At 41.4% G+C, this 13,152-nt stretch carries 11 protein-coding genes; 2 read left to right on the top strand and 9 right to left on the bottom strand.

Features of this window, described 5'->3' with window-relative positions:
• The first annotated feature begins 89 nt into the window (after positions 1–89).
• Positions 90–1,016, top strand: coding sequence for a universal stress protein (locus tag A6J60_RS00935; RefSeq protein ID WP_096064329.1), 927 nt, complete (start codon positions 90–92; stop codon positions 1,014–1,016).
• 162 nt (positions 1,017–1,178) lie between these two features.
• On the opposite strand, the gene A6J60_RS00930 is transcribed toward A6J60_RS00935, so the two are convergent.
• The 4 genes from A6J60_RS00930 to A6J60_RS00915 form a co-directional block, all read right to left on the bottom strand.
• A complete protein-coding gene (locus tag A6J60_RS00930) occupies positions 1,179–1,901 on the bottom strand; it encodes a sulfate/molybdate ABC transporter ATP-binding protein (protein ID WP_096064328.1) in 723 nt (240 codons plus the stop codon).
• An 84-nt stretch (positions 1,902–1,985) separates the two neighbouring features.
• On the bottom strand, positions 1,986–3,005 hold the full coding sequence (gene cysW, locus A6J60_RS00925; RefSeq protein ID WP_227526015.1) for a sulfate ABC transporter permease subunit CysW: 1,020 nt from the start codon (positions 3,003–3,005) through the stop codon (positions 1,986–1,988).
• Between the two features lie 112 nt (positions 3,006–3,117).
• Positions 3,118–4,002 (bottom strand): sulfate ABC transporter permease subunit CysT, encoded by an 885-nt coding sequence (gene cysT / locus A6J60_RS00920; protein WP_227526014.1) that lies wholly within the window; start codon positions 4,000–4,002, stop codon positions 3,118–3,120.
• Positions 4,003–4,395: 393 nt separating this feature from the next.
• Complete coding sequence (locus tag A6J60_RS00915; protein ID WP_096066401.1) at positions 4,396–5,427, bottom strand: sulfate ABC transporter substrate-binding protein; 1,032 nt, start codon at positions 5,425–5,427, stop codon at positions 4,396–4,398.
• Positions 5,428–5,937: 510 nt separating this feature from the next.
• On the opposite strand from A6J60_RS00915, the gene A6J60_RS00910 reads away from it, so the two are divergent.
• Entirely contained in the window at positions 5,938–6,600 is a 663-nt protein-coding gene (locus tag A6J60_RS00910) for a hypothetical protein (protein WP_096064327.1), read from the top strand.
• 271 nt (positions 6,601–6,871) lie between these two features.
• Here A6J60_RS00910 and A6J60_RS00905 read toward each other — a convergent pair whose 3' ends face one another.
• The 5 genes from A6J60_RS00905 to sat form a co-directional block, all read right to left on the bottom strand.
• Entirely contained in the window at positions 6,872–7,246 is a 375-nt protein-coding gene (locus tag A6J60_RS00905; RefSeq protein WP_096064326.1) for a hypothetical protein, read from the bottom strand.
• A 111-nt stretch (positions 7,247–7,357) separates the two neighbouring features.
• On the bottom strand, positions 7,358–8,797 hold the full coding sequence (gene cls / locus A6J60_RS00900) for a cardiolipin synthase (RefSeq protein WP_096064325.1): 1,440 nt from the start codon (positions 8,795–8,797) through the stop codon (positions 7,358–7,360).
• 275 nt (positions 8,798–9,072) lie between these two features.
• Positions 9,073–10,238 (bottom strand): IS3 family transposase gene (locus A6J60_RS00895; protein ID WP_096064200.1). Its coding sequence is split into 2 segments (ribosomal slippage): positions 9,073–9,980 and positions 9,980–10,238, totalling 1,167 coding nucleotides; the frame shifts between segments, so codons are not numbered across the junction.
• A gap of 329 nt (positions 10,239–10,567) precedes the next feature.
• On the bottom strand, positions 10,568–11,284 hold the full coding sequence (locus A6J60_RS00890; RefSeq protein ID WP_096064324.1) for a hypothetical protein: 717 nt from the start codon (positions 11,282–11,284) through the stop codon (positions 10,568–10,570).
• 403 nt (positions 11,285–11,687) lie between these two features.
• Positions 11,688–12,947, bottom strand: a complete 1,260-nt coding sequence (gene sat / locus A6J60_RS00885) for a sulfate adenylyltransferase (RefSeq protein WP_096064323.1) — start codon at positions 12,945–12,947, stop codon at positions 11,688–11,690.
• Positions 12,948–13,152 lie beyond the last annotated feature (205 nt).

Here is a 13,152-nt window from a genome sequence, read left to right as displayed (position 1 = left end):
TAGCTCAAGCCAAGATAGGTTTAAAACAGTGGGTATGCTACCATACTTTAGATGACAAAATATATTGATACAACCAATAGGAATCTATTATGGCCATTAGAAAAACAGCATCGGGCAACCCTCACATTCTTGCTTGTATTGACGGGTCAAATGTCACCGAGTCAGTATGCGATTATGCCACTTGGTATGGCAGTCAGTTAAATCTACCCATCTCCCTATTGCATGTCATTGATGTTCCCAAGTCAAACCGCCATGACTTAAGTGGCGCCATTGGTATGGACAGCCGTAAACACTTATTAAATGAGCTAGCTCAATTAGACGAGCAAACCTCACGTATTGCCAATCAACACGGTGAAGCCTTGGTTAAAGACGCCAAGCAGCATATTGAGAAAAACCTAGCTGTAATCAGCAGCAATGAAAACGCACAACAGGTGCCTGAGGTTCATACCTTATTGCGCCGTGGTAAGCTATTGCCTGCTATTGAACATTTTGTTCACGATACCCGCGTTATTATCCTAGGTAGACGCGGTCAAGATCATCAGAACGATCGAGTCAATATTGGTAGCCAGATTGAAAGCGTAGTACGCGCTGTCGATCGGCCAATCATGGTGTGCTCAGATGCGTTTGAAACTCCTGATTCATACATGCTGGCCTTCGATGGTAGCCCGACGGCTAAAAAGGCAGTACAGCTTATCTGTGAAAACGAAATGGCAAAATCATTGCAAGGTCATATCGTCATGGTTGATCATCAAGACAGTCAGTATGAAAATGCGTTGTATAAAGCACAGCAGCAAATGCAAGATGCCGGTCTCAATGTCAGCGCCCATATTATTGAAAGCAAGGCTGCCGGTCATAAAGACGTGGTCGCAGCGTTAACTGCCTTTCGTCGCCAACATGACATCAGCTTCTTTGTTATCGGTGCTTATGGTCATTCAAAATGGCGTCAATTCTTTGTGGGTAGCACGACCACTAAGCTATTAGCCAATACCACTGCGCCCGTCATTCTACTTAGATAGCCTGATAAGAGTTAATAATTAAGCTAGAAACAGTTATAGAAAGCAGTAGATGTAAAAAGAGCGGCAAATATTAAATTTGCCGCTCTTTTTTATTGTCATTTATTCATCGTTTAATATAAAAAAGCTTATTATGAAATCACTGTACAGACAGCTATCTAGCTATTAAACCAAGTCCAAAAAGTCAGCCACAAACTTATTGGCAGGACTGGCGATTAACGCTTCAGGGGTACCAATTTGTTCAACCGAACCGTGATTCATAACCACAATCTCATCAGATACATCACGAGCTTCTTCTTGGTCATGGGTAACCATAATACTGGTCACACCTAGCTCATGATGAATGTTCTTCAGCCAAGTACGCAGCTCTTTACGTACCTTAGCATCTAACGCACCAAATGGCTCATCTAATAATAACAGCTTAGGTTCTACCGCTAATGCACGCGCTAATGCAATACGTTGACGCTGACCGCCAGATAACTGATGCGGATAAGCATTGGCCAATGTCGGCAACTGTACCAACTCCAGTAAGTGTGTCACGCGCTTTTTAATCGCCTCATTTGACGGGCGTTTGTCTTTTGGCAATAGCTTTAGACCAAATGCAATATTCTCACTGATGGTCTTGTGACGGAACAGCGCATAATGCTGGAACATAAAGCCAATATGACGCTTTTGAACGGGTGTATCCGTCACATCTAGACCATCAAATAAGATGCGTCCACTATCAGCATATTCAAGACCGGCGATAATACGCAGTAATGTGGTTTTACCACAACCTGATGGGCCGAGTAACGTGGTTAATTTACCAGTAGGCACGCTCAACGAAATGTCTTTTAGCGCAACAAAGTTACCAAAGCTTTTGTGGACGTTTTGAATATCTATGCTCATGTTATCACTCTTATTTTATTTAATGTCGTTGCACTTGCCAAAATCATAAGGCGCAAGGTTAGCTCTATTGGACTCTTTATTACGCTAAGGCTTAATATCTGCTTTTTTCAATTCTGCTTGTTTGGCACTATCAGTAGCTTTACTGTTACTCACATCTTCACTGCTGTCGCTATGCTCGTCGTTATGATCAGCGCTGTCTGTATGAGTCACTACCAAAGCCGGTGCCGTAATCGCTTCTCTATGATCAGACTTAGCATATTTGCGTGTTTGTAGCTTGGTCATCACTTGCTGCACCAATAAGGTTAACAGTGCCAGTGCTGCCAGCAAACTTGATAAAGCAAAAGCCGCAGTAAAGTTATATTCATTGTAAGCAATCTCAACCAATAGCGGCATGGTATTGGTCTCGCCACGGATATGACCCGATACCACACTTACTGCGCCAAACTCACCCATGGCGCGCGCATTGGTTAAGATGATGCCATATAACAGCGCCCACTTAATGTTTGGTAGCGTAATATGCCAAAACACCTGCCAACCTGACGCACCCAAAGTTAAAGCTGCTTGCTCTTCACTGTCACCTTGTGACTGCATCAAAGGAATCAGTTCACGGGCAATAAACGGAAAGGTCACAAACAAGGTAGCCAATACAATACCAGGTACGGCGTAAATCACCTGGAAACCCATCGACTCAAGCCATCCGCCCATGGTTGAGTTGAGACCAAACAGCATCACGAACATCAAACCAGCTACTACTGGTGATACTGAGAACGGCAAGTCCAATAAAGTAGTGACTAATTGCTTACCTTTAAACTGATAACGCGTCACCAACCAAGCAATGGCCACACCCATTACAATGTTAATCGGTAATACGATAGCCGCAGTAATCAACGTTAACTTAATAGCAGCTAATGCTTCAGGTTCAATTAAAGCCGCTAGATACAGCTCCCAGCCGCCCTTAAATGCCTCGTAGAATACCGCAAACAGCGGAATGACCAGCATAAGAAACATAAACAGTGAGGCAATACCAATGAATAAGGCACGTACCCACGGCGCATCGCGGGTAGCGGCATTGGATTGATAGTCATAACTGTTAGATACTTGCATATCACTGTCCTAGTTTGCTTAATTTTTAAATTTTAAATTCTGATGCTGCTGCTTATATGCCGCTTAGGTACTACTTATTACCGTAATTTAAAACCGTAATTAAAATGACTAACTACTTAGCCCCAACTCGGCGAGATAAACGCCACTGCAATAAGTTAATGGCCAGTAAAATGGCAAACGAGATCATCAGCATGAATAACGCCACAGCCGAAGCACCTTGAATGTCATACTGCTCAAGCTTACTGATGATAATCAGCGGTAAAATCTCAGACTGCATCGGAATGTTACCCGCGATAAAGATAACCGATCCGTATTCACCAGTAGCACGAGCGAACATCATGCCAGCACCCATTAACAATGCAGGAAAAAGCTCAGGTAAGATAACCGTACGGAAGGTAGTCAATCGATTGGCACCGAGTACAGCTGCCGCTTCTTCATACTCAACAGACAGCTCTTCTAATACTGGCTGCACTGCACGTACAATGAACGGGAAGCTCACCACGACTAACGCCAACCAAATACCAATCGGCGTGAACGCTACTTGAATACCAATTTTGTCAAAGAACTGACCGATTAATCCATTAGGCGCATATAAGGTTGCCAGCGAGATACCGGTTACCGCGGTTGGTAATGCAAAAGGTAAATCCACTAAGGCATTGATAATAGATTTGCCGCTGAAGTCGTAGCGAACCAATACCCAAGCCACTAAGGTGCCAAACACCATATTGGTCAACATCGCATAAAACGACATCTTTAATGACAAAATAATAGCGGCTTGTACTTGTTGCTGAGTGATGGCTTGTATAAAGCCACTCCAACCCATTTGGGTAGTGGTGTATGCCATCATTGCAAACGGTAAAATCACCAGTAACGATAAGCTAAGTACTGTGATACCGAGCGATAGGCCAAATCCTGGCAAAACATTACGCTGACGCAATCTTGTTAACCAAGAGCGTTTGCGTTCTGGATGTGCGGTAACTGGCGCTGACTGCTTCATGGTACTCTCACTGCTTCTTATAAGATTAATCTGGTGATTAAGGTGTGGTAATGCTGCTCATGCTAACAGGGCTTGCTTATTAAGTTTAATGATGATTAAGGCTATCTTAGTGAATAAAAGGAATATCTAGCCGTCTACTCACTAGCAAATATTAGCTAGGTTATGCTAACAGCGATTGACTGCTATATTTAGTGATGATTGGCGCTATGATAATGATGAATAGGAATATATTGCTGTTGATTACAATGATTGGTTATACAAAAGGCTAGTTAATAGAAAAAACAGAGAGAAAATTAGGTTAATAAAAAAGCAGCTAAGTGAATACACTTAACTGCTTTTGTTTATCGTAGATAATGCTTAAACCATGACTGATAGTGATTTATGGAGACGAAATTAGTTGGCTTCGTTAATAGCCAGCTCATCAAACACACCGCCTTCACTAAAGAAAGTACCCATGATCTCATCCCAAGTACCAAACACATCATTTGGACGGAATGTATCGATTGGCGGTAGTTTGTCACTATTGGCATCAAGCACTGACTGTACGCTTGGACGTAAGTAAAGGTCAGCTGCTAACTGCTGCGCAGGCTCGCTCCATAGATACTTAAGATACTCAGTAGCTGCTTCGGTAGTGCCTTTTTTGTCAGTCACTGACTTCACAACAGCAACTGGGCTTTCAGACTTAATAGAATAGTCTGGGAATACGATGTCCACTTGACCTTTACCAAACTTAGTGGCTGCCAGGTTTGATTCATTTTCAAAGGTGATTAACACATCACCGATATTACGTTGTACGAATGTAGTAGTCGCTGCACGGCCGCCATTTTCGTAAACTTTAACATTCTTTAGCAAGTCGCGAACGAAGCTTTTGGTCTTATCTTCATCTTTATTGAAAGCATGTAAACCATAACCATAAGCACCTAAGAAGGCATAACGACCATTACCGGTCACTTTTGGATTGGCCATAACAATTTCAAGACCTGGTTGAGTTAAGTCTTCCCAACCTTGAATATTTTTAGGGTTGTCTTTACGCACTAAAAATACGATAGTACTGGTAAATGGCACTGAGTAATCAGGAAACGCTTCTTCCCAATTGGCATCAACTTTGCCTTTTTCTTCTAATAACTCAATATCAGAGCCTTGGTTCATGGTAGCAACGTCAGCTTGTAAGCCATTGGCCACTGATAGTGCCTGCTTACTTGAACCGCCGTGCGACTGCTTGATACTGATGTTAGTACCTGGGTGCTCTGATTTGTAATGTTCAATGAACATTGGGTTGTAGTCTTTGTAGAAGTCGCGAGCCACATCATAAGAGACATTTAATAGCTCAATCTCTTGAGAGCCGGCAGCATCTGAACCAGCAGCGCCTTCAGTATCATTACCTTGGTTGCCACAAGCAGCAAGTGATAAGGCTAAAGTGGTCATGGTTGCCGCTGAGGCCAGTTTGATAAGACGGCTGCTTTTAGTGGTGTCAGCATTTGCTGACTGACTGTTTAGGCGTTGGCTAATAGAAAATAAGCGTGCCATAGATTGAATCCTTAATTTTAAATAAATGAACGTAATTAAATGAAGTTAAAAAATAATAGGTATTAACTAATTGCGAGATAATGAATAAATATCTGCTGTAATTTGGATAACATTGAATCTAAATATCTGTTGGTAGAATAACGCACATCCTAACAGGGCTTGCTTAGTAAGTTTAATGATGATTAAGGCTATCTTAGTGAATAAAAAGAATAACCTAGTTGTTTAGTACTGATTTAGTACCGATAAGGCAGTACAAAAATCAACCAAAATGAGCTATGATAGCAACTAGATAGGTTTGGCTTATTTCGGTTATTAATCGTCAGATAACAACGAGATAACGCGCTTTCAATCACTGGTTTTTTAAAAAATATTGTGTCTTAACAATAAGTGTCTTAATAAAGAGTAGCTATGACTTCAATGACCGCATCTATCAAAACCCTGACCGTTAAATCCTTGTTTATCGCTACTTTATTGCCCAGCGTAATGACGGGCTGTCAGCTGCAATCTCAGACTGAGGTGAGAAACCACTCGCATCATTCAACGCAGTTAAGCACTAGGCTTCATGGAGAACACGCTCATGGCACTATACATGGTCATCAAGGCACCATGAATCATGGAAATCATAAGAACCAAGCCAAATCTGAAGCTAAAAAAGACATATCGGGTCATTACAGCCGACGCCTATCAGATACCAATCAAGTGCACGTGCATGTGAATAAAGTGGGCTTGGTCACCCCCAGTAAAAAAATCAGTTTAAGCTTAAGCAGTCTATCTACCGCTAAAAACGCCTCAAATGGTCAGCAGCCAGCCTGTGAATATCGTGGTACAGCCACGTTAATGGGTCAAGATGCTCTACACGGTCTTATCTACACCATACCGGTTAGCAGCTTGCTAAATAACAAATCTGCGGCGCAATCTAATGCCTCAGAAACTAATAAGTCTACTGATAATGGATTATTATTTTTCAGATTTAAAGAAGGTGTGTTAAGCATCGACAGTAACAACCCAACTGTTTTGAACAGCTTTTGTACTGGCTCAACCTCAATTAAAGGCGATTACTATCCTCAGTAGTTAGCCGTTTTCCTTAATAACCACTTGCCATAATCTATATTAACAGGTTCTATGGTTGCGCTTTTTTATAGCTAATTTAATAAGTAGGATAGCTTAGATAGGTATGACTGTTTAGATGGGTTTCTCTTGATAATTAAGACAGTAAAACTGTGTTGTCAAAGAATATTGACAGACGATATGAATACAATGTGGTGTTTTTTGATTAGGCTATAACGCGGCTATTACTATTACAGGAAATCAGCATAAATACCAATTCTAATATTAAGCACCATTAGCGTTTACTAAATACCTGCTGACAGCTTTGGTAATACTGGTGGCTAAAGTCGGCTATTTCACTTTGTTTGTTGTGATCATCGACATAACGTGGCACTCGAAACGCATCACCGACCATGACGCCCACTAAGTGGTGATAATCATCGCTATACCCTTCCAATACCCGGCTCGATACTTGCAGCATCTCCTGAGCAGACAACCCTTCTTGGCGGGCCATCATCACCAATCCCGCAAGCTCCGATATCTGATCACAAGTCTCATTATTTGCTTGAGCGGCATTGGCTAGTGCTGGCATGACTGTCACTGCTGACACCAGCATCACTGCTATTAAAGTCAGTCGCTTTAGTACCGAACTGGGGTGTTTAATATTCATGACATGCATTGCCTGTTATTGGATTGTGGTTGTGGTTATGCTACCGTTTATTAGACTAGATGATTGAGTAGAGTTTATTAGTTAGAGATATCAGATTAAATCTATATTCAATTATAACAAAGGCCCCATGGTCGCAACCACATTGGTCCAAATACGATAGTAAAAGGGCCAAGCCTCTACTTGATGCAAACTCACTTCATCTGAATCATCAATATATTGCTGTTGACGTCTGCGAATCTTTTCGGTGAGAGTAGTATCATAAAAGATCATATTGTTTTCATAGTTCAAATCAAAGCTGCGCAAGTCCAAATTGGTCGATCCAATCAAACTGATTTGACCATCCACTGTGAAGGTCTTTGCATGTAGCAGACCTGATCGATATTCATAAATCTTAATACCTGCTTGAAGCATTTGCCAGTAATAGCTGTGACTGGTCGCAGCCACAATGAATGAGTCATTGTGCTTAGGGAATATTATCTTTACATCAACCCCACGTAATGCAACCGAGCACAGCATATTGAGCAAGGTGAAGTCCGGCACAAAGTAAGGTGTGGAGATGGTAAGACTGTGCTTAGCCTGGCTCATTAGTGTACTTAAAAACTGCGGCGTTGTCCCTTGCCTTTGACTGGGACCATCAGCAAACACTTGAGCAGCACAGCCATCTGGTTGCTGCGTAGTGATAAAAGGAAAGCTATCGAGTCTGGTATCAGGGTTTTGCATCAGCCAGTCACTGGCAAACAGCATTTGATTTTGGGCAACCACAGGTCCTTGCACTCTTAGCATAATATCAACCCAAGGCGCGTACTTAGGCTTTACTCGAAACTCAGGGTCTGCGCTATTGCGACTACCAACATAGCCTATTTTGCCATCGATAATGGTGATTTTACGGTGATTGCGCAAATCCAAACGGCTCAGTAGCAGCACTTTAATGATATTATCGATCGGCAAGGCCACACTGACTTCAACCCCTGCCTGGCGCATCGCTTGCCATAGATCTGATTTAATTAGCTTTCTTGAGCCCAGTCCATCCACCATCGCTCGGCATGTCACCCCACGCTGTGCGGCACGTATCAGCGCATTGGCCACATCGGTGCCCATGCCATCTTCTAACCAAATATAATATAAGACATGAATGTGATCGGTTGCCGCGTCGAAGTCGGCGATCATCTGTTGCTGGGTATGTTTGGCATCAGCCATTAACTGCGCTTTATTACCGAGCGTGGTTTGAAAGCCGGTTACCGAAGAGGCATAGGACAGGGCTGTTTGATATTCAGGGGCAACGACTTGTTGTAAGGTTGATTGCTGCCCTAATACCTGTGGAAAGCTGTCTTGCAATCGCTGTTTGATTTTCTCATGACGATATTGAAAGTTTAATCCCAGATGTACTTCGCCAAACATCCAATAAACGACGACACCAAAATAAGGCACAATAAACAATACAACCAACCAAGCCAGCCTAGCTGACGAGGTCAAATCATGGCGTGACAGCACCCGTAATGAGATTAATAGCCACAGTCCAAAGTGGAGAATAAACAGCAAATCAAAAAACATGAAGCAAGCCTAGTTAAAGCAGCAAAAATCGAGGTAACTAAATAGTCGAGGTAACTAAATCACAGCAGCCTGCACTGATTAATAGATTATTTGATTAAATGCAGACATTAGCCAAACAGTGATGCCTTATTAAAAGGATGTCTAATAAGATATGTCTTATTAAAAAGATGCGCGTTTAGTTATTAAGTTTTAAAAACTGAAGATTTGAGATATTAATCTGTATCTTGTTTGACCCCTGCCGTCAAATCCGTACACCTAAACTTGGGAGATTTTGATCAGGCAGCTTGACGATAGAAATCCATCCAAACTTGTCTTGGCGATCTCATACCTAAACTCTGCTGAATCCTGACTTGATTGTAATCTAACTCGATATATTTTATGATACTGTTGATTGCTTCAAATCGAGTTTTGTAATTATGATGATATATCAGCTCATTCTTTAAAACGCCCCAGAAGCTCTCTATTGGCGCATTGTCATAACAGTTACCTTTCGCACTCATAGATCCTTTAAAACCGTATTTACTGATCATTTTGCGATAATCTTCGCTGCAATACTGGCTGCCTCTATCTGAATGTACAATAAGCCCTTGGCTAGGTCGTTTATCCTTGATTGCTTTATTTAAGGCTCTACAGACTAAATCTGCTTTCATGCGTTTATCGATAGCGTAGCCAACCAATTCTTTGGTATATAAGTCTTTGACGCCTGCTAAATAAAGCCAGCCCTCATCTGTCCAAATATAGGTTATATCACTGACCCAAGCACAATTAGGACGGTTAACGCCAAACTGTTGTTTAAGAAAATTAGGATAGACTCGCTTGTTATGGTCTGAGTCCGTTGTCACTTTAAAGCGTTTATGACGTCTACATTTGATGTCATGTTCTTCCTTGATACTACGCACCATGTACTTGCTAATCTCATGTCCATGCTCACTTAAATGTGCATGCAGACGCTGATAACCATATCGCTCTTTAGTCTCACTATGCGCAGCTTTTACAAGCAGCTCACAGCGGTTACGATGTATTTGCTGAGCACTGATATTACGCTTGGTCCAGTCATAGTAGCTTGATGGTTTAATATCAAGGGTTTTACACATGCTGGTAATGCTAAATTCATATTTGTGATGGTCAATAAAGGCGTACCTTACTGACCGTGTTTCGCAAAGTACGCCGTGGCCTTTTTTAGTATCTCTCGTTCTTCTTGTGCTATTTTTAGTTCACGCTTTAAACGCTTCATTTCTTCAAGGGCTGAAACAAGCTCTGGATCGTATTGCTTAGTACCCTTGAGCATGCCTTGATTGGCTTTTCGTTGCCAGTTAGCCAGTGTCTGCATTGGCAGCCCTAACCGCCTAGCTGTAGCACTAACATTGCCACCATTATTCTCTATTGCTTTAACTGCTTCTGCTTTAAATTCTTCACTGTATCTTTTAGCTTTCTTTGTCATGGTAAACTCCTATTTGTCTTCCTTAGTTTACCAAGTTTTTGTCTACGGTTTTTTCAGCATAGCTCATGACACTTCATGCCCCACTCCACTTCTGCATATTTTGATTAACCGAAAAATTATAAACAATAATGCGTTTTTTATTGTTGTGAACTGGTAGAAGATTGTTAAAAGCTGTCCCTTCTTGAATAAAAAAACCCCTTAAGGAGTTTAAGGGGCTACGAATTTAATCAACAAATAACAATAAACCGAACAACGACTAACGGAAGCACGCTGAGAATATATATAAGCTCAGATCAGCCAGTTTTCATTTAAAAAACGCCAATTAACCCTTATTGAGTCACCAATTCTATGGTTGCCTGTTCGCCATAAGCCTCTTCACCAGAATAGGCTTCTATTTTAGCGTTTAATATTTCACCGCTTGCTGTAATCTCAAAACACTCACTACCGGTATGATCATACTCTGCAGATTTGGCTTGCGACTCACTAACCATACATAACCAAGCAGTAAGATCAGAAGCTGGTGTTAAACGCCATTCTACTGTGGTGCTGCTCATTTTTTCCGACTTACTGCTGTCTTTATAAGTCGTTTCCTGAATATAGGCTTGCGAGTCACCAACTTTGGCATACTTTGGTATCGCGGCAAGCTGCTTAACCGTTGAATAGGTGCCATCAAATTGAATATCACCATAAAAAGTTAGCGGGTTTAAACTATAGAAACTTTGCATGTTGGTGGTTTCAACGTGCGTTCCATACATTTTGATATCGGTAATAAGCTCAGACTTTAACACTTGATGATTTTCAAACCACTGCGGACCTTGCTTTTTTGATTGAAGAGTCAGCTCTAAGGGTGCGCCCATATATTCAGTGACAAAGGTTGCCTCATAATCTTCTAACACTTGAATCATTACCGACTCAACCGGAAATTCCATCACTGGCTGCACACTGGCTGGCATGTTGGCATTGCTACTATCCGCTACGGAATAACCGCCACTGACACAGGCCGTTAGACTCAATCCAATCAGAGTTAACAGACTAATATTTTTCATTTTGACTCACTTTCAGTTTTATTGGGTTAGACAACTTTTAATAGCCATTGGTTTTAATAGTGATTGTAATAGCGTTAGTCATGGTTTGACCAACATTTTGAATAACAGCTTCTATAAATTAACAGTAACTTATTGATTATATAGCTATAACCACACAACAATTGTTAAATTATGGCTTGTTAAATTTAAAGTAACACTATAAAGCAATTGTATTTATGTCACCATATTTTTTACAAAAAAACTGCTCAAATGTTGAATAAAGACCTAAATCAACGAAAAATAAGAAACCTAAACCTAATACATGACTCAAAAAACAACAAAAAAGGCCGAGCAATGATGCCCGACCTTTATGTTTACAAGCTGTTGTTATAAACAGCTATTTAGTACCGTCTCTATTTACCAACTACTGAGCAGAAGCACCGGTTAGTTTAATCTCAGCACGGTCTTCTTTAGCAATACCAGCATAATAGTCACGTAAGATCTGTAATACTTCAGGACGACTGAAGTTCTCTGGTACCGGCTGGTCTTCAGATAACGCTTTACGCAGTTTAGTGCCTGATACTTTGACATGGTGCTCAGCATCATGTGGACAAGTCTTGGTAGACGCCATTGCTTGACAGGCATTACACCAGAAAGTCCAATCAATTTTTAGCGGCTTGGTTTGCATCGCATCTTTATCAATGCTGTCAAAGATAGCCTGTGCATCAAATGGACCATAATAGTCGCCAACACCTGCATGGTCACGACCAACGATTAAGTGGCTGCAGCCATAATTTTGGCGGAATAGCGCATGTAATAATGCTTCACGTGGGCCTGCATAACGCATATCTAGTGGATAACCGGCTTGAATAACGGTATCTTTTTTGAAGTAATTATCAATCAACGTCTTAATCGCTTCTTGACGTACTTCTGCAGGGATATCACCTGGCTTTAACGCGCCCAGTAGTGAGTGAATCATCACCCCATCACAGATCTCAATAGCAATCTTGGCTAAGTACTCATGCGAACGGTGCATTGGGTTACGCGTTTGGAAGGCCGCAACGGTTTGCCAGTTCTTTTGCTTGAACAGCTCACGAGTTTCAGCAGGCGTTTTATAAATCTCTGGATATAATGTTGGGAACTCACCTTGGCTGAATACTTTTACAGAACCTGCGACATTTACCTCGCCCTGCTCTTGCACTTGTTTGACACCTGGATGCGCAGGGTCAGTGGTGGTAAATACTTGCTGGCACTCATGATCTTTATCAATGGTGTAAGTCTCTTCAACCGTGATAACACCCATAATCTCGCCATCTTCGGCGACTAACGCAACCTCATCACCTGGCGCTAAGCTGTCTGCCTGCTCTTTGCTGGTAGATAACGTGATTGGAATGGGCCAAAACAAACCATTATGCTCGCCTGTCTTTAACGTCATTTCATCAACAACACCTTGCCAATCTGCTTGATTCATAAAGCCATTAAGAGGCGTAAATCCGCCAATACCAAGCATAATTAAATCGCCACGCTCACGTGAGCTAAGCTTAATTTGGGGTAAGTCTTTGGCGTGTTGTAAAGCCTGTTCTAGCGCGTCACCTTCTACTAATAAAGGCTTTAATTCATCACTGCCATGTGGTGGCACAATGCTGGTTTTACCAAGGCGTTTTACGAATGTCTGTGAAGTCATAACGTTATCCAATATGTTGATTTAACTCAAAAGTTAGCCTAATTTGACAAAAATATTCAAAATAACTTAATACGATTATGCTGAATGATTATGCAGATTTTACTGCTTAGGCTATTTATAAAAATTGATGTTACTAGACTAACCAACTTTGCTTATTCTTTTCTATGCTGTCTTTGGATATAGATATGTCAGATATGAATTTATA

Origin of the sequence: Psychrobacter sp. FDAARGOS_221 (assembly GCF_002313155.2) — a bacterium.
Lineage (GTDB): Bacteria > Pseudomonadota > Gammaproteobacteria > Pseudomonadales > Moraxellaceae > Psychrobacter.
The sequence above is the reverse complement of the archived record's forward strand: the minus strand, read 5'-3'. Positions and strand labels throughout refer to the sequence as shown.